Genomic DNA, 25,768 nt, shown 5'->3' on the forward strand with positions numbered 1-25,768 from the left:
TATTTAAAAGTTATCAACATGACAACTCAAACCAAGATTGCCGTAGTTACAGGTAGCAATCGTGGCTTAGGATATGCTATCTCCCGAAAATTGGCTCAAATCGGTATTCATGTTGTTTTAACCAGCCGTAATCAAACAGATGGTCTAGCAGCCAAGCAGCAGTTATCTAGTGAAGGGCTAGATATCAACTATCATGTACTCGATGTAAATAGTGACAATAGTGTTGCAGAATTTACTCAGTGGCTACAGCAAACCTACGGCAAGTTAGATATTCTGGTAAATAACGCTGGTATTAATCCTACCGCCACGCCGGAAGAATCCAGCTTATTGACTGTTCGGCTAGAAACAATGCAAGCTACATTTAACACTAATGTTCTAGCAGTACTGAGAATTTCTCAAGCTTTAATTCCCTTGATGAAACTCAACAACTACGGTCGCATTGTTAACGTTTCTACCGAAATGGCTTCTTTGTATACAATGGGCAGTGACTACTACCCCCTCGCACCTTCCTATAGACTTTCCAAAGTCGGGATCAATGGGCTAACTATACTTTTGGCTAGGGAACTCCAAAATGAGAATATTCTCGTCAATGCCTATTCTCCTGGTTGGATGAAAACTGATATGGGAGGTGAAAATGCGCCATTCACCGCAGAAGAAGGCGCAGAAACAGCAGTTTATTTAGCAACCCTACCAGATGGAGGAGCGCAAGGGCAATTTTTTGCAGAGATGCGGAAGTTTGGCGGGCCAATTCAATTACAGTGGTAAGTTTCTCCCCTTCTCTACCCGAATTTCTCACGTATGGGTAGCGGGTGTGGAGAGAGAGGGGAGTGTGGGGAGTGTGGGGAGTGTGGGGGGAAAGATTTTTTCACCATCCTCCCACACTTCCCACCCCTCCCACACCCCTGGATTTCTCTCTTGTGAGAAATCCAGGTTTACGCCGCTTCTCTCATCGGCGATTGAACAGCTACCTCTGGAAAAGAAAGTGAAAGTTGTTCAGCTTGCGGTACTGCTGCTTGTTCTAATACCTGTATTTCAATATTTATGCTGATTAAATAACTTCCTGTATCAGCACCAACCGCTTCGGCAATTAAGCGGGAAAAGTCTGGACGTTTTGCAGTCAGTGGGTCACGTAAAATACAGCGATCCCATTCGTGCTTGGCAGTTGGATTCAGGTTGAGAATGTAATGCTTGATCATAGTTGCATTGCACTAGGATTTCTGGACGCTATATCTATTATAGTACAAATGTACTGCATTGCCCAGAGGTTGTTTCACTTGCCAATAGGGTGGGCAATTTTCCCGAATTTCTCACGTATGGGTAGCGAGTGTGGGGAGTGTGGGGAGTGTGGGGAGTGTGGGGGAAAGATTTCTTCACCATCTTCCCACACCTGTGGATTTCTCTCTTGTGAGAAATCCAGGTTTTGCCCACTCTACTCTGTTCCCTATTCCCTGTTCCCTGCTATATTGACCATTGACTCATCACCCTTACCATTCATCTGTGCATTCAATAGCTGTGCATCATTCACCCAGATAGCTTGTTGTGGTACTGGGATATTAATTCCGGCTTGGTCAAGGGTAACTTTCAGGCGGCGACGATATTCGCGGGCGACATCCCATTGTTTAAGAGGTTGGGTTTTAATCCACACACGAATAATTAAACCGCGATCGCCAAAATGATCAATACCCAAAACTTGCGGAGTTTCAATAATTTGATGTTTCCATTGCAAATCTTGATCCATCTCTAAAGCGACTTTTTTAATCAAGTCCAAAGCATGGTCAACATCAGCTTCATAGGCAATGGGAACAGTTAAATCGGCCCGTGACCAACGGCTAGAGAGGTTGGCGACAATTTTAATCTCACTATTGGGAATTGTAATTAAGCGTCCTTCTGAATCGCGTAGTTGTGTCATCCGCAAGTTGAGATTTTCCACTAAGCCACCCACATTGCCCACATTAATCACATCGCCCAAGGCATACTGGTCTTCCAGGATAATCAAGAAGCCGTTAATGGCATCTTTAATTAGGTTTTGGGAAGCCAAAGATACAGCCACACCAACTAAACCTGCACCTGCAAGTAGAGGAACAATATCTACCCCCAGAGAAACAAGGGCGAATAAAATCCCAACTCCTACCCAGATAATAGTGACAATACTTTTAGTCACGCCTGAAAAGGTAGAGACTCTTAAACGCAGACGTTCAGAAGTATCGGAGGTTAATAAAACCCCACTACTGATGAGTGTCGTTGTGAAGCGATCGATTAAAGCATAGCTGAAACGGGTAGCGACATAAGTCCCCAAGGCCACAACAGCAAGTTTTAAGGGAATTTGCGCCGCCGAGAGTATGGCTACTTGCAACGGTCGAGTGTAGGGAAATAGCCCCAAAATCAGAAAATTACCCCCTCCCCAAATTCCAGCTTGCGTTAACTGAAACAAACGCTTCTTTACTTCTTGAAAATGACGATGCTGCTGTTGATTCAGTTGCGTTGTAATTGGTTGCGCTGTCGAAGAAATTGATGGAACTGGCTGCGCTGTTTCTTTGCGAGAGCGACGCTGCCAATAATATACACCCCAACTTGTGACCACCATCACCAGGCCAATGCCAGCAGCAATTTTACCTTGATTGAGTAGATATTGAGTTTGTCGTTCTTGTTTTGCCCGTTGTAAGTCTTCTTGTAAAGCATCAGCAATTTGATTCGCCGAGATCAGCTGATCTTCTTGTCTGAGTTCTGCATCCTCAGAGGTGACAGTCATCAAATATTCACCATTCACCTGAATGACGGGTATTTCGTTAACTTTCCGCACCTCTACCTTGATTTTCGTTGCTGAGGATTGAAAGTAATTCTGGCTAATTTGATTCAAGTTTCGCTGAATATTCTGTAAACGCTCTGGCAAATTAGTTTTAGTGGCGCTGATTTGAAATAAACGACGACCATCTAAATAAATCCAGCCAGAAACATTTCTATTCTCAGAGTCATTACTCAAGCTGCTGGGAGTTTGCAATAGTGGTAACAAGGGAATTTGCGCGTTTACTGGTGTTACAGCAATAGCAGAAACCGTGATTGAACCAAAAAATGCCAAAAAATGCCAACGCACTCCAACACCTCCTTGAAGAAAATCTATTTTTGATTACTTACTTAGCCATACTCCAAAATTGACTTTAGTAATTGTACCTATCTAAAGTTAAGTTTTCTGGTTAAAGATTGCAAATTATGAAATTTACTGATGTTTAACTCTTTAGATAGATGACAAATAGATTCATCAACTTTTAAGGATAACTCAGCAGAATCTGTGATTATACTCTCACAAAAAATAAATTAAACCACAATTCAAATAGCCCGGTATTATTTGGTTTGGTTTCACTCACTACATCTCAACTAATAGGAATACGGTTTAATTCCTGAATCTAGTTGTGTAAGCAGGGAGTAGGGAATGGGGAGTAGGGAGTAGGGAGTAGGAAAGACTGCTGATCTGGGTGTACTGATTTTTTTCATAAATCAAATATGAGTCCTATAGGTAGATAAAGCAGCTGTAGTTAATGCCCAAGCAAAACTGTTCTTGAGCAATATTCATTCTTTAAAAATCAGAGCTTTAGTTTAAAATATTGAACTTAAAGGGCTAATACTACTGTATGCGTCGAGATTCAATATTTTACAAACTATTTCAACAATCTCCTACACTGTTATTTCAATTATTAGCAACACCACCCAGCAATGCAGAAGCGTACCGATTTGATTCAGTAGCCGTCAAAGAACCCAAATTTGAAATTGATGGTGTTGTCTTGAAAAGTTTTGTGGAAGGAAACCTTCCCCACAAACTTTTCGCTTTCTCCCGCCAGAAAATCAAGGTGCAGGAGTTGTGTACTTCTGTGAAGTTCAATTCCAAACAGATGAACAGCTTTACGAAAGAGTATTTGCTGAATCTGCACTTTATTTTTACCGTAACCGTGCTAGATTCTGCGATTGGCAAGCAGTCATCATTTATCCATCACGCAATACTGAACAAAGTGATATTCATCCACATCGTTCCTTCCTCAATGGTGGACAAGTGCATCGGGTGTATCTGGATGAATTAGGCAATATTCGCTCTTTACCGATATGGGTAGCGTTGATGGTGTTGACAACTCTAGAGGAAAATCAAGCACCAGAAGAAGCGAGATATCTCTTAACTAGAACTCGCCAAGAAGTTACAGAGCCAGGGAGTCGCGCCATAATAGAGATGATTCTCACAATTATGGTGTACAAGTTTGAACAGTTAACTAGAACAGAGGTTGAGTCAATGCTGGGAATTACACTCAAAGAAACGAGAGTTTACCGAGAAATTAAAGAAGAAGGGCGTGAAGAAGCAACAGTTAATCTAGTCCTTCGGCTCCTAAATAAGCGGTTTGGCGAATTATCGGAAGAAATGCGCTCTAAAATTGCTGGTTTGCCTTTGCCTGTTCTGGAAGATTTGAGCGAAGCATTGCTAGATTTTACCAGTTTGGCTGATTTACAGGCTTGGTTAGAAAAGCGATAGATTAAATGAGAAAAGTCGGATTCATCGAATCTTATCGGAAAAATGGGGTAGGGGAATTGTAGAGTAATCTATAGTTCTAGAATCTAACTACCCTCATCGTTACATAATGAACGCTGAAGCAGCATTAGCATGGTTAGAGACCATTATTCCTGCTCAAACTGGGGAACGGTTGAGCGAATTGCAGAAAGTTATTCTTCAGCAGGTTTGGTTGGGTAGAAAATATTTAGATATTGCCCATGCTTACGGCTGTACAGAAGGACATGTTAAGGATGTTGGCTCACAGTTATGGAAGTTACTGTCTCAGGTGTTGCGACAGAAGATTACTAAAAGTAATTGTCGCGCTACTTTGGAACGAGTTCTGAGAAAAACTTCTGCAATATCAGGGTTGATTAATGAGTCATTATCACCGCCACAAACTGTCCCCAGATTAGAAGATACTAATTTTATTGGGCGACAAGATGCGATCGCTCATTTGAATACTCTGGTAAACCAAGGCGCGAAAATAATTGTCATCCAAGGTGAGGGAGGTTTAGGCAAAACGACTCTCGCCCAGCAATATCTACAAACCCTGGGTTTTGACTTGGTTTTAGAATTATTAATGGCGAAGGAAAGCCAAAATATCACTGCTGCGGAACGAGTGGTAGAGGAATGGTTAAAACAAGACTTTGGCGAAGAACCAGGGATAGAGTTTGGCGTAACATTAGGACGATTGAAGCGCCAACTGCATAATCGGCGCATTGGAATTTTAATTGATAATTTAGAACCCGCATTAGATCAGCAGGGAAAGTTAATTGCGCCTCACCACAGCTATGTAGAACTGTTGCGGGTTTTGGCTGATGTGCGGGTGCAGTCTGTTACCTTGATTACTAGCCGCGATCGCTTGTGTGAACCAGGGTTGAATGTACATCATTATCGGCTTCCTGGTTTAGATCAAAGCACTTGGCTAAAGTTTTTTAGCAACCGTGGGTTAACGATTAATCTTTCTACTTTGCAACAAATACATCATACTTACGGCGGTAATGCCAAAGCAATGGGTATTCTGTGCGGTGCAATGCAGGAGGATTTTGGTGGTGATATGAGTTTATATTGGCAAGCAAATCATGATGATCCTTTAGCCGCCACCGATTTAAAAAATTTAGCCGTTAGTCAAATTAATCGTCTACAAGCCCTTGATGCTCAAGCTTATCGTTTGCTGTGCCGTTTGGGTTGTTATCGCTACCAAGATATCCCCACGATTCCATCTCCAGGGCTGTTTTGTTTACTTTGGGATGTTCCTCCGACTGAACATCGTCAAATTATTGCTTCCCTGAGAAATCGCTCGTTAATAGAGTGCAATCAAGGCGAATATTGGTTACACCCGGTAATTCGCGCCGAAGCGATCGCCCGGTTACGCACTAGTGATGAGTGGGAAATTACAAATCACAAAGCCGCCGAATTTTGGACAGCTAATGTTACACAAATCGCTACTTTTAAAGATGCTTTACAAGCTTTAGAGGCATACTATCATTACATCGAAATTCATGAATTTGAGTTAGCTGGTAAAATTATTCTCAAAAGTCGCAATAATCAATGGCAACAGTTTTTACCTTTGGGTAGTACGTTATATCGGATGGGATTAATTCAGCCTATTTTGGCGGCAATTAATCAAGTAATTAACAATATTGAATCAGAGAAAAATATTATTGAATTATACAATATTTTGGGTGATTTGTATTGGATAAATGGTAAAATTAATCAAGCGATCGCCTGTCAAGAAAAAACTATCAATTTAGCCACACAAGCACTAAAATCACTTGTACCGCAGTTAGACAATCAACATCAAGTCTATTATCTGCGAATGTTAGAAGTCGATTCACTGTTAAGCATTGGTCTTTACAAAATAGACTTATGGGAACTAGAATCCGCCCTCAAGTTATTTCAACAAGTAATTTATCTAGCACAAAATACTGCACATCATCGCTGGGCAGAAAAAGCCTCTGTATGTTTAGCATTAGTTAATTCCTATTTAGGATTTTGTGATGTAGCTGATGAATTAGCAAATGCAGCTTATGAAAATATTGCCAATGAAAAATTACTCAAGACGGGAAGATTTGCTTATTTCATCCAAATTTTAGGACAAACATATCTCAATTTAGGTAATTTATCAAAAGCTCACAACATTTTTCAGCAAGCGTTGACCTTTGCAGAAGCAGGTCATTATATGCAAGTTAAAGCAAAAACATTAAACAGCTTGGCAGAAATTAATCGCCAACAAACAGATTATCAATTAGCCCTTGTAAATCATACAGCAGCTATCGAACTCCTAGAGCAAATAGGCGCAAAATGTGACTTAGCAGAAGCTTATTTTCAATTAGGTTTAACTTATCAACAACTCGCCAAGACTGATATCAGCCAAATGTATTTTCAGCAAGCAATTCAGTTATTTACAGAAATCCAAGCGCCAAAGCAAGTTGAGAAGATATATAAAGGTTGGTCTGTTGAGAATAGATAAAGATGACAAGGAAGACAAGGAGGACAAGGGAGATATAGCAATCCTATCTGAGTTGTAAAAAAGTATTCTTTTTAACGAACCGCAAAGGGCGCATAGACGCGATAGCGGCTTCCCGCAGGGTAGGACACAAAGAAAGAGATTTCACAAATGATTTAGGATTGCTCTAGAAGTTTGGATAATTTATTGTTTGGAATACCCTAAACATGAAATATAAAAAAGCATGGTATTAATTAACTAATACCATGCTCATAAAATTATCCAGTAAATTTAGCGTGCCATACCATGAGCCGAAGCGGCATCAATTGGCTTCATGAAGTACAACTTCAAGAACTGCCAACCATTGGAGACGTATAATGGCAACTTCTGGAAGAATTGTAAGAATTTAGGTGTTTTGGAGTTAGCGATCGCGCTCAGTTTTTGGTTATTCTGAACACATAAATCTAGGCGATCGTAAAACTCTGGATTTTCCACATCCAACATTACCGGGAAGACTCTACCTGCGGTTTCATTGGTTTTCTTGATGACGTAGATATCATATTCCCGTGCATCTAAACCAATGGAAGCGTAAAAGTCTTTGCGCTGTAAATCATTGAGATACATTGTCACAAATACAGACAACAAGAAAAACCGACTCCACAGTTTTGCTTTCCAGTCGTTCAGCATTTGTGGCTGCGCTCTCATAATGGCATCAAAGAAGTCACCATGACGGTTTTCGTCTTGACACCAGTTTTCAAAGAACCGGAAAATTGGATAAATTCTGTCTTCGGGATGCGATTCTAGATGGCGGTAAATGGTGATATAACGCCAATAACCGATTTTTTCGGAAAGGTAAGTGGCGTAGAAAATGAATTTTGGTTTAAAGAAGGTATAATTGCGGCTCTTTGTCAAAAACCCTAAGTCAAGAGACAAATTAAAGTCTGACATCGCTTTGTTCAAAAAGCCAGCGTGACGTGCTTCATCCCGTGACATCAGGTTGAAACACTCTGCTAGGACGGGGCTTTTATCTTTTAAGCGACGGCCTAATTCTTTGTACAACAAGAAGCCAGAAAACTCTGCTGTACAAGAACGCTCTAGAAATTCAATGAACAACTGGCGAGTTTCCCCGTCGATGTGATCCCAGGATTGTTCAAACTCGGCATCCCGAACGAAGTGATGGCGGTTATAGTCAGCGCGGAACTCTTCTAAGATGGCGATTAACTCATCTTCGTTTACAGAGATGTCCATCCGCGCCATCTCATCAAAATCGGTAGTATAAAACCGTGGTGTTAATAAGGTTTCTTTTGCCGGGACTTTAATCCCTGGCCGTATTTCTTCAAAGCCTGGTTTTTTGAGGGAATCTACCATGTCTTGATTGCCACGAGTGTCTTTATTATCTTGATTACGCCCTTCGGGTTTCGCAGTTTAGATTGCTTAACCTGAAAGTCAATGGTAATACTTTCCTTGGGCGCAGCAAAGGACAATAATTAATTTGTATAAAATTCAGTCTACCAAGGTGTAGAGAGAAACTGGTATGTGAAACGTTAAGAGTTGCAACAATACTTCAACCTTTTACCCAGGTCTGAGGCAAGACAATGAAAAATTCAGGCTGATGCACGACCCAGTTCGCCAATAACTACAAATGCGCCGTCCACCATTGGGTAGGCGTAGCCCGTCGAAGACATCGCAGATTCTCAATCCGTCGAAAGTGCATTGGTCGGCTTCGTGGTACATTCCAAAGCCAGTTATAGTGTTTCTCATCACCTGAAAGTATTGTTCAGTCTTTTCCGTTGCTAACACTTGAACAAGTTTATGGAGCGATCGCGTTTTATCTAGCGAATCGCGCTGAAATCGATGCTTACTTAGCAGCAGAAGAAGCAGCATTTGATTTTATGCCTCAACCTCTTCAAGCCAGTGATCCTGATTTGTATAACAAACTCATAGCGGCTAAAGTAGTAAGACAGCAGGTAGAGCCGTGATTATTCGCTACCAAGCCGATGCTGATTTGAACCAAGCAATCGTCACAGGGGTTTTACGAAGAGAACCGACAATTGACTTTCAAACAGCTTTTGCTGCTGGATTAGCAGGAGTTAAAGATCCAGAAGTATTAGCGATCGCACTCATCATGTCAATTCCTTCTGGTAATCTCGACAAAGCTGTATATCTTGGTAGCATTGACTCAAGCACCCGTCAGCAATAGAGCGAGAACGATGTACGTCGCCATCACACAACCACTGACTTTTACAGAGTTTCTTGCCTGGGATGATGGTTCAGGCAGAGAATTTGAGCTATGGGATGGAATTCCTGTGCCGTTATCTGAACCAAATGCTAATCATGAAGATTTGATTCAACAACTATGCGCCTATTTAGAAAATCATTGCCAAGAAAATAACCTCCCCTATGTATCTCGACAATCTAAACAGGTGCGGCTGAAGACAGCATCAGGAGAAAAAGAAAAAAGCCGCAAAGCTGATATTGTCATTTTTGCAAAGGAAGAATGGCAACGGATGAAAACTATTTCTAGTTCTGCGGCTGCATATATTCCACCACCAGGAATCATTGAAGTTGTTAGCAACAATTGGAAGGACGACTATCTCACAAAACTGGCTGAATATGAAGACTTGGGTGTTTTGGAGTACATAATTATAGACGATGCTGCTTTTGGTGGGATTCGGTTTATTGGTTCGCCTAAGCAACCGACGATCACAATATATCAATTAGAAGATGGAGAGTATTTACCCCCAAAGATATTTCGAGGACAGCAACAAATTGATTCGTTATTGTTTCCGCACATTCCGCTAACGGCTGAACAGATTTTTGCTATGAGTCGCTGATTTTAATCAGCATTTACAACAGCAATGGTTCCATTTCATGCTGATACCATTTTTGTTCCACCCGTTCTGCAACTAAAGGTCGAACAATAAATTTAGGTGGAAAACCATCTTTAACATCAACTCGCACGCAAGAATAAGGTAAGCGTGTTTGCGAACCATAACCAGAGCGACCAACATAAAGCAGTGACTCGGCGACTTTGCGAGTGGGACTACCAGGAAGTCCGCTAAAAGTCTCTAGCAATTCTGTTCCTTCAACGCGCTGGCGGCGGGGACGGCGACCACTACCACCGGAGATAATACAAGGAATATGAGAATCGGCATATCCGGTATCGGTTGTGCGGAGATATTCTAAACAGTGGGCGTGACCGTTAAATATTAAATCCACTATGGGACGGTTTTGTACTAAGGAACCCAGATTTTCTTTGACTTGTTCTAATACCCAACGCAGACGGTGACGCACCGCCAAAGTTTGGGCTTGACTCCATTTGGTGGCTTCGGTGACGTAGGGAGGATGGTGAAAAAAGAGAATCCTACCACGAACTTCTGAGGTATGCCAAGATTCAATGAGTCTGTCACGCAACCATTCTAGTTGTTCAAAATCAATTGTTGCTGACTGCTGAGATGATAGTTGTTTTTCGATGTCAATTTTGACTTCGTTAATTTGGTCTAATTTGGCACTGAGGTCATCGAGTTGTTCCGCATCGGCTGGGTTATCAGGATTTAGGCGATCGCTCATTGCCAAAATTTGTTCTTCTTCTCTATCGATTTCCTGGCGGCGTTTTTGCAACTCCTGACGATAAATTTCACCCGCTTGAGTTGTCGGTAAGGGCGATGGCATATTAAAAGTATTAGAATCCAGGGCGAAAAAATCTATACCACCATACCGAAAACTGTAATAACGATTAGGTACACGGGTAAACTCTCCTGGTATGTAACGCAAACAACGACCAGTGTCGGTTTTGCCTGTATAATACTGGTCTAAATGGTGATTTAATTCTTCTGGAGTGGCAAAACTCGCTAAATAATCCAGAAAAGCGCGTGCATAGGCATCTCCTTGATTAGAACCATGCCAACCAATTTCAAAATCTTTGTAGCGCAGCATTCGCCTTAGTCTGAGTGTGCTACCTGTTAACCAGCGATACACAAAAGGTACATCATAATAATCATGGTTGCCGAGAACTGGTAAAAACGGTAGGTTAAAAATCATGCGATCGTAAGCAATATTCTTGGGGTTCTCGCCACCCACTAAAAACTCACGATAAGGTTCAATAAAGTTGGCTGGGTAATATTCATGGGAACCCACCACATAAATCACGTCACCAGTATGCAGCACAAAACGGCAATCATCTTGATGAGCCAGCATTAATTCTGCCACTTCTCGCTGCGGGTGGTGTCCGTAATGAGATTTTGTCCCACTATCCCCAATCACCAAAAATGAAAAGTCGGGAGTATCATCTTTGCCATCGTCAATTACCATACTAGTCTGATCGATGCCGCGCTGGATTATACTGCTATGTCGCCACCTTACCCTTTCCTTCATTTTTTGGATTTTTACCGGAATTGCTGGCTCAGAAATCAATCTCATACTTTCATACTTTCCTACCGCATCCCAATTGTAGCGATTTGTTTTAGTAATTCATCGTTGCCAGTGATTCAGAATAATTCACGCCGTGTGCGACTTTCTCTCAAACCTAACCCCCAACCCCTTCCCTACCAGGGAAGGGGAGCAAGATTCAAAGCCTCTCTCCGCTTCGGGGAGCCAGCGCGTTGCGGAGGTTCCCTCCGTTGTAGCGACTGGCGTGAGAGGTTTGGAGAGGGGTTTCAAGAATAAGTCGCACATCGCGTTAATTCAAGATTATGAATGAAACCGAGATGCTAATTTTTCTGGAACTATTCATAGCAGTCTGTTTGGGGTAAATGAGCCACAAGCGTCAAAGCCAAAAGTGTCTAAAAGCATTACAGCATTGCGTGAATATGCAACCGATTGTAAGAATTTTATGCAATAAATAAACAAGTTTTATCTGGGGAATTGATGAAGCTGCTTGATAGCGTTTTTATTCCTACCTTTAATTGGAAAAAGTATACTTTTTAGTTGGATTTTAGCTGCTTGATTGGTGAGATAATGGCAAAGTAAATTTGGAGCTAAGTGCCATCTAGTTACCGATTTTCTTGATAGCTATTCTCATTAGACTGAAAATTTTGGCGCTGTTGTATTCTCCTAGAAGTCTCTCTAGTAGTTAATCTCCAGTTTTATCTCCAGAATATTTACCGAAATTATGGCCATTCTCAGTGCTGAATCCTCAGTACAGAATTCTGCTCTGGTGATATCTTTAATTGCAGTAAATGTAAATAAATTAAACGGTCAACTTAACAAAAATTTAGGATGAAGACTTTACATATTTGTTACTAATCTTGAGCATAAAAATATGTACAAGCAAGTTTCAACTAGATTATAGTAGTTTTACGTAAAAACCAACCATAACAACTAGCTAAATAATATTAACCTTTCACAAATGTAGTGAATTACCGATGAAATCGTAATAGGATATACTGACTTACTTTATTGCACCAAATTAGAAGTTTCACAGATCACCCTGAAAATTGTCAACAAGAATAGATGAAATTTTGCATAAATATGCGAAATGCAACTGATCTGTGTTGTATGAACATACCGTAAAGCCCAAGAGAAGGGATTGATTATGAAACCGTTTTTCCTGATAAGATGCGTCTGTGTTACCTTAATCCTTGGCTCTCTGTTACCTGTGAGCTTCGATAAAGTAGTAGCCGCACCTGATAACATTGCTCAGGCTCCGTCAAACTACAACAAATATATGCAGTTGGGTTACAGTGCGACTCGTCAGCGCAATTACTCAGCCGCTTTAAATTATTTTAAACAAGCACTCCAGGAAATACCAGGCGATCGCTACGCTACCACAGCAGTGAATAATGTCCAAATTTATATAGCCCGCGATCGCCGCAATGGCAACAGCAAGCGACCAACTTATGTTACCTACATTCCCCGAAACTTGGGCAAACCATCGCGGCAAATTCAGGGAGGAACTCGCAGTGGCCAACGTTTGAGTGAAAGCGGCGAAGCTTGTATTCCAGGAAAAAAACGCTTAATAGCACTCACACCTACTCTGGATGTGATGCAAAGAACCACATCTGCTTACCCAACATTTTTATTTTATGTACCGCAAACATCTGCACCAGTTATGGAACTAGTATTGTCAGATGAAGAAGATAATGTTGTGTATCAACAAACCTTGCCAACACCAGGCAAAGCTGGTATTGTCAGCCTGAGTTTGCCTGAAAAACCTGATGTTCCAAGTTTAAAAGTTGGTAAAACTTATCACTGGGATTTTTCCGTGATTTGCGATCGCAGCGATCGGCAGCAAGATTATGTAGTTTCTGGCTCAATTGAACGTATTACTCCTGATGCTGCCCTGATATCGGAAATCAAGAAAGTCACACCAGAAGAACAAGCGGCCATGTATGCCCTGTCAGGATTTTGGGAAGATTCTTTAGCAATTCTGAGTGAATTGCGTAAATCTAGTCCTGATGACCTGACAATTAAAAATGATTGGGAAGATTTGTTACGTTCTGGAGGCTTAGAGGAAATTACTCAAGAACCTCTAGTACCTTGCTGCACAATCAATTAGTCAGCTTAACTGATCACCCCTAGCAACAAACTTTACGGTGGTGAAACAATGATTAAGGAAAACTTTTAATTTCTGACACACAAAACCCTATAACATCATACGTACGTATATTAGGAGTCGTCATAGTAAATAAACTTCACCAAGCAGCACTGTCATCAATTTGTATAATTACTACACTGTGAATCAAATTACCAGCAATCAAATATCAAGTTGCTTGGGCAGCTAATTTTGTTGTGTGCCAATGTGAGCATACAAGCTATTAGTAGCTGAAGGTTTTTCTATGAAATTGTACTTCTTAGGCTAGGGAATTTTATCCACTATTACTGAGTAAAAATCTAACTTTATAGCAATTGCAAACTAATGATTAGTCAAGTCTCAGAAAAAAAGATGCACATTGTCAGGTGGCTGCTGGCGATCGGCTGGCTGACATTAATCTTTTCTTTATTTTATGATCCCCTTTCAGTTTGGTTAACTGACCCCAGTAATACTGCCAGTCCTTTTCATCTCCACCCAGAGAGATACCTCGATCCGGATGATTGCGTCGCAGTCCAAGGTGTGTGTTTACCAGAACAACCCTATCCTATGGGAGCGCGGATCTTCTGGGCGATGGTACTGCCCATCGGGATCATGATTTTGGTGTTATTTGGACATGAACTCTGGCGGCGGATCTGTCCTTTATATTTCTTCTCCCAAATTCCTCGCGCCTTGGGGATTCAACGCAAGCGCAAAGTTGTCAATCCCGACACAGGTAACGTGCGTTATGAACTAGCTGGAGTAGAAAAGGAATCTTGGTTAGGGAGGAATTACCTCTACCTGCAAATGTTCCTCTTTTACCTGGGCTTGAACATCCGCATTTTGTTTGTGAATAGCGATCGCACCGCAATGGCGCTGTTTTTGCTATTCACCATCACCTCTTCCATTGGTGTGGGTTATTTATTCAAGGGTAGAAGCTGGTGTCAATACTTCTGCCCAATGGCTCCCGTGCAGATGTTTTATACAGGCCCTAGAGGCTTATTAGGTACTGATGCTCACCTCAAGCCGCCCCAAAGTATCACTCAATCCATGTGTCGGTCGGTAGATACCAGTGGTAACGAAAAAAGTGCCTGTGTTAGCTGTCAATCTCCTTGTATAGATATTGACTCCGAACGCTCCTATTGGGAAGGCATTACCAGACCAGACCAAAAATTAGTGTTCTACACCTATTTTGGCTTGATGTTTGGCTTCTACTTCTACTACTTCTTGTATGCAGGCAACTGGGACTACTACTACTCAGGCGCATGGACACATGAAGAAGGACAATTAAGCACCCTATTCAACCCTGGTTTTTACATCTTTGGTCAAGCTATTCCCATCCCCAAAATCATTGCTTCGCCTCTGACCATTGGGATCTGTGCTGCCCTCAGCTACTTGATTTGTCAAACCCTAGAAAATGCTTATCGCGCCTTCCTCAAGCGCCAAGGTAGAAACGTAAGTGAAGAAGATATATTACACGTCTGCTTTGTGTTGTGTACATTTATCTCCTTTAACGTCTTCTTTTCCTTTGGTGGTCGTCCCAACATCAGCTTGTTTCCCCAATGGGGGATTTTGGTACTCAACGCCATCATCGTCCTTGTCAGCAGCTTGTGGTTACACAGAAGTTTAGCCCGCAGCAGAGATAACTATTCTCGTGAGAGCTTGGCTAGTAGTTTGCGCCGCCAGTTGAACAAACTCGCCGTAGATTGGAGCAAATTCCTCGAAGGGCGATCGCTCCAAGACCTCCTCCCCAACGAAGTCTATGTTCTAGCCAAAGTCCTGCCTGGTTTTAACCGAGCCGACAGACTGCGCGTCTATAAAGGTGTATTGCAAGAATCCCTGCAAGAAGGTAACGTCCAATCTGCCGACAGCTTAGAAGTTCTCAAAGATGTCCGCAAAGAATTGAACATCAGCGATGAAGAGCATTACTCTGTCCTCGCTGAACTCGGTGTTGAAGACCCCTCCCTCCTTGATCCCCAAAGACAACTCAGCCGGGAGAACCAACTGCGGATTGATAGCTATCGCCGCGCCCTCGAAATAGTCATCCAAGAACTCGTAGAAACAGGCACACCCTTAGCAGATGCCTTTGAGCGCAAACAAAAGCAAATTATGAGCTTGCGCCAAGAATATGCCATCACATCTGCCGAACAAGAACAAGTCTTGGCAGAAATGTTTAACCAAGATGGCGCACTGCTGCGGACAGCAGAACAGCTACTCTCGCAACTACAAGACCTAGCTGTTCGTTATCAAGCCCTGCAAAACTTAGTTTCCAATCCCCATGCACCTGTTTACCTCTTGCTGCGCCAAGCAGTCCAAGAAAAACAAAAACTGATTGTTACCCAGTTACTCAGCATCCTAGAAATTTTAGGAGATACCCCCGAAGCCCTGGATATTGCTCGTTCCATTGGTGTACTAGCAGCCAACATCCTCGGAGAAATTCTGCGGTCTAACGAAGAGCAGTCCAGATGGATGTCCCGTCTGAGTATGAGAGTAATCTCTGCCTTACGTCAAGCCAAAGACCTAGTAACTCAATCAGTTCCCCTAACGACAGACTTTAATAATGGCATCGCCGATACCCAAATCGACGTTCCGGGTAACAATAATGCCACTCGCAATGCCACTCCCACCACCGCCACTTGGAGTTCCATTGTCGCGCCTACCCAAATCCCCGAACCTGCTTTACGTTCTGATGTGATTATTGATGTCTTAATGCAACTGTTACAAGACATCGATCCCTTAGTCCAAGCAGCTAGTTTATATGCGCTACATCAAATTGATCCCAGTCTGGGTTTCCAACAAGCCCGTCAGCTGTTAGATACAAAGACCATTAAAGAGGGTTTAGTGATTGAAACAGCCGAAAGGATTCTGGGTCAAGGACAACCCCACACCAAAACCACCGTCCCGACTATGATTGCTCAAATCAAAATCATGGGACGTGTGGAAAGACGAGTATTTCAACAGTCTACAGTGCGCGTCGGAAGGGAAGTTGGCAACGACATTATCATTTCCGATAACCGCGTTTCTCGCCAACACGCCATCTTCTATGTAGATGAAAAAGGCGTGAGTGTGAAAGACTTGGGTAGTAGCAATGGTCTGCGGATTGGCAAGACGCAAATCTTTGACCAGCAAACACAACTCCAACAAGGTGATGTTGTCCGCTTCAGCAGTGGTGACGACATCGTGATTCTGGTGCAGTGGGAAATGCAAGCCCAACAAGGAGACACCATTGCTGATGCTTTAGGTACCTTAGAAAAACTGTTGTGGCTGTATAAGAGTAGTTTCTTCTCTGGTTTAAAAGCCAACGTCTTAATTGATTTGGCGAAAAATAGCCATGTGCGCGTCTATCGCCCCGAAGAAGAAATTTGCCGGATGGGTACACCTGCCCATGACTTGATTGTTTTAATTGATGGTGAGGCGAGAGTCAGCCAAAGTATGGGCAATCAAGATATGTCAGGGATGATTTCACCTGGACAAACAATTGGTGAATTGGAAGTATTAAACCACACCAATTATGCGTCAACCATCGTTGCATCTGGTACTAGAACCAAGACACTCAGAATCAATGCCGAGAATTTTGAGGCAGTGCTGGCACAAGACACGTTACTAGCCAGAAATATCTTGGAGCTTTTGAGTAATCGTCTGCAAGCAAGTATGGGACAAGCTTGTTCAATAACGCAACTCTAAGATTTTAACTGGGATGGTAGTACCGTCCCAGTTAAAACTATGGGCATTAGTTTTGTAGCACGCCTCATTACCTCTATTGAGTTTAGGTAATGCTGACAAAGCAGAATTCAGAATTCGGCAGAAATTTCTGCGTATAAACACAGAGAAGTTGACGTATTAGGTAATTAATATGCTTAAACTCAGAATCATTGATCCCCAGAAACCCAACGAACTCAAGGAACTAGACCTCAACTTAGATACCATGCTCAATCATGAGTGTCTAATTGGCCGCTATCCCAACTGTAATGTAGTGCTGGATAGTGCCGAAGTGAGTCGGATGCACGGCAAAATTTCTCTGAAAAATGGTAGTTATTATTACACCGATTTAGCCAGCCGGGCTGGTTCACGGTTGAATGCTGACCAAATCCAAATCAATCAAGATTATCCTCTGAAATCGGGAGATATGATGCAGATTGGTCGGTTCTTTTTGATGGTAATCAGCCTAATAGCCAGCAATGAACCGACCATGATTGATTTGAATATTAACGTTAATACTAACGTTGTCACTACAAGCAATGGTCAGGCTGTACAACAAGAAATAGCGATCGCACCAGTCGCACCCACACCAACCCCAGAACCCCTCCCCACTCCTGCGCTTCCCACCAAAGACCCGCAAGAGTATATGCCCCTAGCAACGCTAGAACCCAGCCAAATTGAGCGGTGGATGAAAGGTGATTTAACCGTCCAATGTATCCAAGTCATTGATGAAACCCACGATGTTAAAACCTTCCGCTTCGTGGCTGACCCACCAATGCTCTTTACCTATAAACCAGGTCAGTTTATCACCCTCGACCTAGAAATTAACGGCGAACAGGTATTACGTTCCTATTCCATCTCATCTACACCTTCTCGTCCCCATACCCTAGAAATCACAGTTAAACGTGTGCCTGCACCAGCAGATGCCGGGCCAGATGTCCCCCGTGGTTTAGTTTCCAACTGGTTGCATGACAACGTAAAAGCAGGTAGCGTCCTGAAAGTCAATGGCCCAACAGGTAAATTTACTTGTTTTGCCAACCCTTCACCCAAACTGTTGCTCATTTCTGCTGGTAGTGGCATCACACCCATGATGTCTATGTCGCGTTGGGTGTATGACACCGCCTCAGATGTGGATATCGTCTTTTTCCATTGCGCTCGTAGCCCCAGAGATATCATTTACCGCCAGGAACTTGATTGGTTAGGAGCCAACCATCCCAAGTTTAATCTCGCAATTAGCATTACCCGCCGTGAACCTGGTCAAAGTTGGATGAGTTTCACCGGCAGACTAGATGCGGCAATGTTAAAACTGATTGCGCCAGACTACAAAGAACGTACAGTTTATGTATGTGGCCCGAACCCATTTATGGAATCGGTCAACGACTTACTCGAAAGCATCGACTTCCCGATGCAAAACTACTACGAAGAAAGCTTCGGCCCACCCCGGAAAAAAGTCAAAAAAGCCCCAGCACCTGCTCAAGCAAAAGTAGAAGTTGCTTCTACGCCTGCGGGTAATTTAGGACTACGGCAGATGTTGGGCAAAATCTCGACAGAATCAGCACCAGTCCAAGATGCCGGAGCGCGGGTGGCCACAACCCCAGCATCTGCTCCTGTTTCTCCCCCCCCAGCCTCTTCTAGTCAAACCCTGATAGTTTTCTCTAAATCAGGTAAAGAAGTAGCTTGTGATGGCGAAGAAACAATCCTCGATATGGCTGACCAAGAAGGCGTAAAAATCCGTAGTAGTTGCCGTTCTGGGGTTTGTGGGACTTGCAAAAAACGGAAGTTAGAAGGCACTGTCAAAATGGAAGGCTATGATCCCGAAGCCTTAGAAGAAAGTGAAATTAAAGAAGGCTATGTCTTAACTTGTGTAGCTTATCCAGTTGGGAAGGTGGTGATTGATGCTTAGTTAGCCAATCTAGGAGCGTTAAAAATCGTCAGAGAGTTGGAACTGCTAGGTATCAAAAAAATTATGGTCTTGATCAGAGTTTTCTGGTTGTATGAGTTCAAAGTTTTGGTGAGCGGGAATTAACCCTAGCTGCATTTGCAAAGCCTCATCATATCTGGCATGTTCCCAATTTCTGGCTAATTTAACTTGCTCTGGATTCAAATTTTGAGCATCTCTGAGATCAGCATTTTGCAAATCAGCCCCTTGAAAATTGGCTTGGTCAAGATTAGTCGGGCTGAGGTCAGCACCTTGAAAATTAGCATATTTGAGATTAGCACCTTGCAGATTGGCATAACTTAAATCAGCTTCTTGCAGATTGGCATAACTTAAATCAGCACCTTGCAGATTGGCACTCCAGAGGTAGGCTAATTGAAAATTGGCATGACTTAAGTAAGCATTCTGAAAATTTGTATAGCTGAGGTTAGTACTTTGTCCTTGAAGATTGGCATTTCTTAAATTTGCTCCCTCAAGATTGGCATATCTTAAATCAGCACCTTGCAGATTGGCATTGCGTAAATCAATTTCTTGCAAACAAGCATTTTTTAGGTTACTACCTTCGAGATTCGCGTCTCGTAAATCTGCACCCTTTAAATTAATGCCAGCTAAATAGGCTTTCTCCGCAGTTAGTCCAGCCAAGCTAATACCATCATTTTTCAAGTCTTGTAAGGCTTGAATTCTACCCCCACTTGCTCGTTGTCCATAAGCTGAGTTAATTACGCGCCATGCTTCGTAATGTTCTTGCTTTTTTCGAGAAGGAGTTTCTCGGAAATAAAGAATCACCACCGCTAAAATACTCAAGTCTTGCAGAGTACTAATAAACTTAGAACTCATCAATAATTCCACAATACTTTTAAATGGAGGCTTATCTTCAACAAACCGAATCACCACTATTGACAACACAAATATCGCAGCAAAAATAATCCACTCTTGAAAGTCTTGTATCCATTTACGTAAACGTTCACGCATTTTTACTTCCTCTTGTGGTCAAGATATTGAATTAGGACTTACGCATAAAGACGAAAAATCAAGGGTTTTGGCGAGGGTGTAGGGGAGCCACTGCCGTGGGCGGGTTTCCCGACTTGAGCCAAGTGGCGTGTGTATGTATCTAAAATCCTTAAGCCACACACCCTTACACCCAATCTTCATAGACAATCTTTGTACGTAAGTCCTGTGAATAACAAAACCAGTGTTGATTGAGTTTTGAGAATTTGAATTATGAAATTTATCTCTTACATTGTTATTGCTTGTCTAGTACTACTAACAGCTTGCGCTTCTCCTTCCAATGGTGCTGGGGTACCGCTAAAAGCTCAAGCCCAAATTAGTGGCCCTGGGATTACAGGGACGCTGAAAGCTGTACAAAATACCGAGCTTCAGTCTGTTTGGGTGGCTGTGGAAATTAAAGGTGATCCCAAAATCTTGACTCCAGGATTACATGGTGTTCATATTCATGAAAAAGGCGCTTGTGAAGCAGGTACAGAAAAGCCTTTTAGTTCTGCTGGTGGACACTTCGACCCTGGCCCCTTTGGTTCACCCACTCCGGTGGAAAAAAACCATCCTTATCATTTAGGTGATTTACCCAATATTAAAATTAATCCCTTGGGTCAAGGTCGTTTAGAAGCATTTATTAGCAGTGTCACTCTTGGCGATAGTCCGATCAGCTTATTTGATGGTGATGGTAGTGCAGTTATTATCCATAAGCTCCAGGATCAAAAGAAATCTGGTGGTACAGCCGATGAAGCTGGTGGTGGTCGTTTAGCTTGTGGTGCGATCGCCAAGGCAAGTTAATGTAAATTACGGTAGGGAGAATCAAAGATGATTTTCCCTACTTCTAGAGATTTAATGATTTTTGTTCCAGTTCTGATACAGAATATCGCAACTTGAAGTTATCAACCTACAATTACTTTTAAATGTGTATGTTTACACTCACGCCAAAGTTGTTTACTGTAACGTAGTTGACATACCATAAAAATCCAACTTTCCTAAGACTATGTTTGCAGGGGCGAAAAAATTATTCACACAGCCAGTCATCGTTACTAGCGTCCTAGTTACACTAGTTTTGGTTGGGGTTCAAAGGCTCAGATTGTTAGAATACTTTGAACTCAAGGTGTTTGACCAAATGATGCAAAGGCGTGCAGATTTACCCCCTGACCCCCGCCTGTTGATTGTGGGATTTACAGAAGAAGATATCCAACAACTCAAGCATGGCACCCCCACAGATGAAGAACTAGACAGGTTGTTAGGCAAATTAGAAAGTAACCAAGCCAGTGTTATTGCTTTAGACTTCTTTCGAGATGTACCGCTCAACCCTGGTCATACCCAACTAATTAACCGCCTGCAAACAAGCAATAAAATTATTCCGATTTGTAGCACCACAACACCACCGCCACCAGGCCTAGATGCTAATAATGTCGGGTTTGCCGATTTGCCAGAAGACCCTGATGCAGTTATTCGCCGCGCCCTGCTATTTGTCAGTCCAGACCCAAAAGCGCCTTGTCAAAGCCAACAGTCTCTAGCAGTATTAGCCGCACTAAAATATCTCACCGACACAGCCAAAATCCAACCAGAAATTACCCAAACAGGTGAAGGCTTACAATTAAAGCTGGGAAAAACCCTGTTTCATCGTCTATTACCAGATGCAGGCGGTTATGTAGCCGCAGATAATGGTGGTTTTCAAATCTTGCTCAACTACCGTGCCTTTCATAATATTGCCCGCACAGTTAGTTTTATAGACGTACTCAACAATAAAGTTAATCCTGATTGGGTCAAGGGCAAAATCGTCTTAATTGGAGCCACAGCACCCAGTAAACAGGATATCCGTAATACTCCTTATGCTACTGGTAGACAAGACAACACGGGCAAGATGCCCGGAATTGTGATTCATGCTCATATTGTGAGTGAAATTCTCAGTGCAGTTCTTGACCAAAGACGCATATTTTGGTACTTCCCGGAATGGGGAGAGGTCATTTGGCTGTGGGGCTGGACTGTCATCGGTTCATTAATTGGATGGAAAATTAAACATCCCATGCTTCTGGGCTTATCTGGTGGCGGTGCTGTGGTTGGCTTGGTAGGTGGTGGCTTTATCATCTTTACTCAAGCTGGATGGGTACCAATAGCACAGCCTGTCTTGGGATTAATCGCTGCTGCTGGCAGTGTAGTTGTGTACACTGCATATTATGAAAAACTACAGCGAGATAAAATTGCCCATCAAATTCAAGAACAAGAAAAAACTATAGACCTCTTAAAATCCTTATTAAGAGAAGGTAGTAATACTGGCAACGAAGCTAGTTCACCAGTTGATAGCCAGCCCCAAAGGGATCAATTGCTGAACCACCGTTACAAAGTAAGCAGTGTACTGGGTTCAGGGGGTTTTGGCTATACTTACTTAGCAGATGATACTAAACGCCCTGGTTCGCCAAAATGTGTTGTCAAGCATTTACAACCTGCTCAGAAAGACCCCAGGTTTTTAGAAGTTGCTAGACGTTTATTTAAAGCAGAGGCGGAAATTCTAGAGATTTTAGGTCAACACAAGCGTATTCCCCAACTATTGGCTTATTTTGAAGAAAATCAACAATTTTATCTTGTACAGGAATATGTCAAAGGACATTGCTTACAAGATGAATTGGTTGTTGGTAAGCGTGTTGAGGAAGCTGAGGTCATTAAAATCTTAAGGGATGTGTTAAAGGTACTAGTATTTGTCCATGATCATAATGTCATCCACCGAGATATTAAACCGAGCAATTTGATGCGCCGGGAAACAGACAACAGGATAGTATTGATTGACTTTGGCGCAGTTAAACAAATTCAACCACAGCAAGAAGAAGAAAGCTTAACAGTGGCTGTAGGTACTTTGGGTTATGCCTCCCCTGAACAACTCATGGGTCAGCCCAGATTAAACAGTGATATTCATGCCTTGGGTATGATTGGAATTCAAGCTTTAACTGGAAAAGTTACGAAAGAAATTGAACGTGACCCCCAAACAACAGCACTAACTTGGCGCGATAAAGCACAAGTCTCTGATGGGTTGGCGGCGATATTAGACAAGATGACTTATTTTGATTATCTCAGAAGATATCAAACTGCTAAAGAAGTTCTTGAGGATTTGGATAAGCTCTAGAGTTGGATGTGGAAGTAGTATGAAGCAATTTTATATTTGGTTGTAAAACTTGTCTTGTGCTTCATATAAATGAAAATTACTTTATTTGATATTTGCTATTTATCAAAAAATCTTTTTACCACACTGACTATCTACTTAATACTTACTTTATGAATAGGCTCCCACTGGGAGCCTAAAATTTTTTCTTAATTATGTAAAGGGTGATCCCCAAAGTTATCTACTGTATTATATATATCCTTAATCATGTAAAATTCGGCCATAGATATGACTGTACTACCTAAAGTATGATTGTATTCAAACATCTGATATCTGCTGGAAAATAGATACTTTTATCGATGATGATTGCTACTATACCCGGTAAGTACTAACACAGAAGTCAAGAACAAATAACTTTGGGAGAATTAGAAGCAATCACAGTTCCTAATTTTCAACTCTGGATAAGATCACAAAATTCATCTAGCTGACAATGTTTACAGCAAGGTCAATCAATTCTTATTTAGTTAATGACTTGCATCAAAGTTTGGCTGTACACCCTCCTTAAGTCAAATCGAGCTAATTTATGAAGCACAGATTCCTCACGGCTACAGCACTAATGACAATGACATGGTTCACGCCTTTAGGTAAAATTAAACCTGCAATGGCTGAACAAAATTACACTAGCAGTCTAAGTCAACTATCTGAACTGAGTTCTAGCCCCAATCAAAATCGCATTGGACAGCAATTATCTGTGATGCTGGTAATTGCAGGTGGTGGAGTATTTGGCTGGCTGGCGCTGAGAAATAAAAAGTCTGTTTTAAGTAAACTGTCTTTTCAGAAAATAAATTCTGCATCCACAGAAAACTCTATTTCCCAAGACAGAACGGAAATACAAAATATTACAGAAACTACAGATATTACTGCATATATTAAACAAGCTTATAGTTATTTCAAACAAGGGGATAGCCAAAGAGCAATTGAAGAATTTAATCGGGCAATTGGTGTAAATCCCCAGAATGCTTATTTGTATGGTGAAAGGGCAAATTTCCGGCGTAAGAACCTGGGAGATAAACAAGGGGCGATTGATGACTACAGTAAAGCCATTGGGATTCATCCCCAAAATGCTTTGTTCTATCTTTGGCGTAGTCAGACTTATAATGACCTAGGCGAGCAGAAAAAAGCGATGGAAGACTATAATATGGCGCTGCGCCTCGCTCCTGAAAATACGATGTATCACTCGTTTCAGAATGCTGCCAACTTCCGCGAATAATTATATTGAGAATTGCTGAATAAAAGTGCGATCGCTCGGTAAGTAAAATCTTATTATTTATTAATATTCTTAAATTGTTACTACTGAAGCATAGTATAAATACTGTTTTTTTGTGGTTATAAATTTCCAACAATTCTAGTATAAATTACTGAGTAATGTCTGGCTCGCGGAAAGACTTAGCATTAAGATGCAGAGAAAGCAGAGAAATTCGAGGTGCTGCTGGCTCTAATACTCCTGATGATGGATTTTTTAGTTGGAAGTTCCTGAGAACCCGCACAGGCTGTTACAGAGCTTGACGAAAAGCGGTTTTTTTCCAATGACAACGCAGAATAATCCACCGAATTTTTAGTATTTTAAAATACCCAAAATGCTTTGGGTGCAGATTTTTTACTCTGAAACTTTAGCTAACTTAGTCTGATTTTTCAAGATGAGTAATCTATTGGCGCATCAGGAAAATTAATAAAATAGAAAGATTACCTACGCAAATATACTGGTAAAATCAGTAGATAAATTCATCTGGAATAATTTTTGGGTGTTTATTAGTTAGCGAAAAACAGTGAAAAACTTAAATATCTCTCCAAGATAGATATTGATATGGCGCAATTGTGGAGATGACTGCTACTAGCCGGACATTAACAAAGGCAAAGTCACACAGCCCATGCTTCCACGGAAACACATAACATATCCTATCAACATCTACCTACCATGTCCGTTGAATATTTTTTGAGTCTGAAAGATTATAGGCGATCGCGCAATTGGTTGATCTTCCTATCGTTGTTTCTTGGCAATTTATCTCCTAGTCTTGTGCAGGCGCAGACGGGAAGTATTTATCTAGTAGCTCAAGCCAGATCAAATCTGCCACCAGCAGAAAATTTACCAAGACCACAACTACCACAACCAACTCCACCAGAGACTCCCAAATTACCACCGCCAGCAGATTTATTCCGCACGCCCAACGAAACTACTCCACCACAAGAAACAATCCCCAGTGGTAGACAAGAGACAATTCGCGTCGATCGCTTTGAGGTAATTGGTAGTACTGTATTTAGCAGTGCAGAATTGGCAGAAGCCACGCAAAAATTTACTGGTAAACCCATCACCTTTGCGGAATTGCTCAGAGCCAGTGATGCGATTACAAAACTCTATACAGATAAAGGTTACATTTCTTCCAATACCTTCGCCAAAATAAGAGGATGAAGAGAGAGGGCTGATGTAGTAGAGTTATTGTCTTCCCAAACGACAACTCAAAAGCCACAACAAGCCCATGCCCGATATCTTATCA

General features: G+C 41.9%; 17 protein-coding genes and 1 pseudogene. 13 read left to right on the forward strand and 5 right to left on the reverse strand.

Translation table 11 applies throughout. The features are described from left to right. The first annotated feature begins 18 nt into the window (after positions 1-18). Positions 19-765 carry an SDR family oxidoreductase gene (locus H6G77_RS14970; protein ID WP_190871947.1) on the forward strand — a complete coding sequence of 249 codons (747 nt, stop codon included), beginning with the start codon at positions 19-21 and terminating at the stop codon, positions 763-765. Between the two features lie 167 nt (positions 766-932). On the opposite strand, the gene H6G77_RS14975 is transcribed toward H6G77_RS14970, so the two are convergent. After that, positions 933-1,196: a hypothetical protein gene (locus H6G77_RS14975; RefSeq protein ID WP_190593711.1), complete on the reverse strand. Its 264-nt coding sequence runs from the start codon at positions 1,194-1,196 to the stop codon at positions 933-935. A 245-nt stretch (positions 1,197-1,441) separates the two neighbouring features. After that, the gene (locus tag H6G77_RS14980) at positions 1,442-3,091 is read right to left on the reverse strand and encodes a mechanosensitive ion channel family protein (protein WP_190871948.1); all 1,650 of its coding nucleotides are present in this window, start codon (positions 3,089-3,091) and stop codon (positions 1,442-1,444) included. A gap of 535 nt (positions 3,092-3,626) precedes the next feature. Here H6G77_RS14980 and H6G77_RS14985 point away from each other — a divergent pair. Continuing rightward, positions 3,627-4,510 (forward strand): annotated as a pseudogene (locus tag H6G77_RS14985) (DUF2887 domain-containing protein). Between the two features lie 106 nt (positions 4,511-4,616). After that, a complete protein-coding gene (locus H6G77_RS14990) occupies positions 4,617-7,001 on the forward strand; it encodes a tetratricopeptide repeat protein (protein ID WP_190871949.1) in 2,385 nt (794 codons plus the stop codon). A 267-nt stretch (positions 7,002-7,268) separates the two neighbouring features. Here the strand turns inward: H6G77_RS14990 and acsF are convergent, their stop codons facing one another. Continuing rightward, positions 7,269-8,345, reverse strand: a complete 1,077-nt coding sequence (acsF, locus tag H6G77_RS14995; protein WP_190871950.1) for a magnesium-protoporphyrin IX monomethyl ester (oxidative) cyclase — start codon at positions 8,343-8,345, stop codon at positions 7,269-7,271. Between the two features lie 422 nt (positions 8,346-8,767). On the opposite strand from acsF, the gene H6G77_RS15000 reads away from it, so the two are divergent. From H6G77_RS15000 to H6G77_RS15010, 3 genes are read left to right on the forward strand one after another with little or no spacing between them, the layout of a single operon-like run. Continuing rightward, positions 8,768-8,956, forward strand: coding sequence for a hypothetical protein (locus tag H6G77_RS15000; protein WP_242049220.1), 189 nt, complete (start codon positions 8,768-8,770; stop codon positions 8,954-8,956). Continuing rightward, entirely contained in the window at positions 8,953-9,177 is a 225-nt protein-coding gene (locus H6G77_RS15005) for a hypothetical protein (protein ID WP_190871970.1), read from the forward strand. Before H6G77_RS15000 ends, H6G77_RS15005 begins: the two co-directional genes overlap by 4 nt. Positions 9,178-9,187: 10 nt before the next feature. Then, the gene (locus H6G77_RS15010; RefSeq protein WP_190871951.1) at positions 9,188-9,811 is read left to right on the forward strand and encodes a Uma2 family endonuclease; all 624 of its coding nucleotides are present in this window, start codon (positions 9,188-9,190) and stop codon (positions 9,809-9,811) included. A gap of 13 nt (positions 9,812-9,824) precedes the next feature. Here H6G77_RS15010 and H6G77_RS15015 read toward each other — a convergent pair whose 3' ends face one another. Beyond that, complete coding sequence (locus H6G77_RS15015) at positions 9,825-11,396, reverse strand: metallophosphoesterase (protein ID WP_190871952.1); 1,572 nt, start codon at positions 11,394-11,396, stop codon at positions 9,825-9,827. Between the two features lie 1,177 nt (positions 11,397-12,573). Here H6G77_RS15015 and H6G77_RS15020 point away from each other — a divergent pair. The 3 genes from H6G77_RS15020 (at position 12,574) to H6G77_RS15030 (ending at position 19,087) form a co-directional block, all read left to right on the forward strand. Continuing rightward, a complete protein-coding gene (locus tag H6G77_RS15020; protein WP_190871953.1) occupies positions 12,574-13,473 on the forward strand; it encodes a DUF928 domain-containing protein in 900 nt (299 codons plus the stop codon). Positions 13,474-13,860: 387 nt separating this feature from the next. Then, a complete protein-coding gene (locus H6G77_RS15025; protein ID WP_190871954.1) occupies positions 13,861-17,169 on the forward strand; it encodes an FHA domain-containing protein in 3,309 nt (1,102 codons plus the stop codon). Between the two features lie 169 nt (positions 17,170-17,338). Then, entirely contained in the window at positions 17,339-19,087 is a 1,749-nt protein-coding gene (locus H6G77_RS15030) for an FAD-binding oxidoreductase (RefSeq protein ID WP_190871955.1), read from the forward strand. Between the two features lie 45 nt (positions 19,088-19,132). Here the strand turns inward: H6G77_RS15030 and H6G77_RS15035 are convergent, their stop codons facing one another. Next, positions 19,133-20,092 (reverse strand): pentapeptide repeat-containing protein, encoded by a 960-nt coding sequence (locus H6G77_RS15035; protein WP_190593684.1) that lies wholly within the window; start codon positions 20,090-20,092, stop codon positions 19,133-19,135. A gap of 249 nt (positions 20,093-20,341) precedes the next feature. Between H6G77_RS15035 and H6G77_RS15040 the strand changes: the two genes are divergently transcribed. The 4 genes from H6G77_RS15040 (at position 20,342) to H6G77_RS15055 (ending at position 25,683) form a co-directional block, all read left to right on the forward strand. Continuing rightward, positions 20,342-20,911: a superoxide dismutase family protein gene (locus tag H6G77_RS15040; protein ID WP_190593682.1), complete on the forward strand. Its 570-nt coding sequence runs from the start codon at positions 20,342-20,344 to the stop codon at positions 20,909-20,911. Between the two features lie 202 nt (positions 20,912-21,113). After that, positions 21,114-23,240, forward strand: a complete 2,127-nt coding sequence (locus H6G77_RS15045) for a CHASE2 domain-containing protein (RefSeq protein ID WP_190593680.1) — start codon at positions 21,114-21,116, stop codon at positions 23,238-23,240. 598 nt (positions 23,241-23,838) lie between these two features. Further along, positions 23,839-24,486, forward strand: a complete 648-nt coding sequence (locus H6G77_RS15050) for a tetratricopeptide repeat protein (RefSeq protein WP_190871956.1) — start codon at positions 23,839-23,841, stop codon at positions 24,484-24,486. 705 nt (positions 24,487-25,191) lie between these two features. Continuing rightward, entirely contained in the window at positions 25,192-25,683 is a 492-nt protein-coding gene (locus H6G77_RS15055) for a POTRA domain-containing protein (protein WP_190871957.1), read from the forward strand. Positions 25,684-25,768: the final 85 nt, after the last annotated feature.

The sequence above is a fragment of the Aulosira sp. FACHB-615 genome, assembly GCF_014698045.1.
In the GTDB taxonomy this organism is placed as follows: domain Bacteria; phylum Cyanobacteriota; class Cyanobacteriia; order Cyanobacteriales; family Nostocaceae; genus Nostoc_B.

What these genes read in the sequence shown, in the direction of transcription:
- H6G77_RS14970 (WP_190871947.1), top strand. Translation starts at nt 19, where the DNA reads ATGACAACTCAAACCAAGATTGCCGTAGTTACAGGTAGCAATCGTGGC.
- H6G77_RS14975 (WP_190593711.1), bottom strand. Translation starts at nt 1,196, where the DNA reads ATGATCAAGCATTACATTCTCAACCTGAATCCAACTGCCAAGCACGAA.
- H6G77_RS14990 (WP_190871949.1), top strand. Translation starts at nt 4,617, where the DNA reads ATGAACGCTGAAGCAGCATTAGCATGGTTAGAGACCATTATTCCTGCT.
- acsF (WP_190871950.1), bottom strand. Translation starts at nt 8,345, where the DNA reads ATGGTAGATTCCCTCAAAAAACCAGGCTTTGAAGAAATACGGCCAGGG.
- H6G77_RS15010 (WP_190871951.1), top strand. Translation starts at nt 9,188, where the DNA reads ATGTACGTCGCCATCACACAACCACTGACTTTTACAGAGTTTCTTGCC.
- H6G77_RS15015 (WP_190871952.1), bottom strand. Translation starts at nt 11,396, where the DNA reads ATGAGATTGATTTCTGAGCCAGCAATTCCGGTAAAAATCCAAAAAATG.
- H6G77_RS15025 (WP_190871954.1), top strand. Translation starts at nt 13,861, where the DNA reads ATGCACATTGTCAGGTGGCTGCTGGCGATCGGCTGGCTGACATTAATC.
- H6G77_RS15030 (WP_190871955.1), top strand. Translation starts at nt 17,339, where the DNA reads ATGCTTAAACTCAGAATCATTGATCCCCAGAAACCCAACGAACTCAAG.
- H6G77_RS15035 (WP_190593684.1), bottom strand. Translation starts at nt 20,092, where the DNA reads ATGCGTGAACGTTTACGTAAATGGATACAAGACTTTCAAGAGTGGATT.
- H6G77_RS15040 (WP_190593682.1), top strand. Translation starts at nt 20,342, where the DNA reads ATGAAATTTATCTCTTACATTGTTATTGCTTGTCTAGTACTACTAACA.
- H6G77_RS15045 (WP_190593680.1), top strand. Translation starts at nt 21,114, where the DNA reads ATGTTTGCAGGGGCGAAAAAATTATTCACACAGCCAGTCATCGTTACT.
- H6G77_RS15050 (WP_190871956.1), top strand. Translation starts at nt 23,839, where the DNA reads ATGACATGGTTCACGCCTTTAGGTAAAATTAAACCTGCAATGGCTGAA.
- H6G77_RS15055 (WP_190871957.1), top strand. Translation starts at nt 25,192, where the DNA reads ATGTCCGTTGAATATTTTTTGAGTCTGAAAGATTATAGGCGATCGCGC.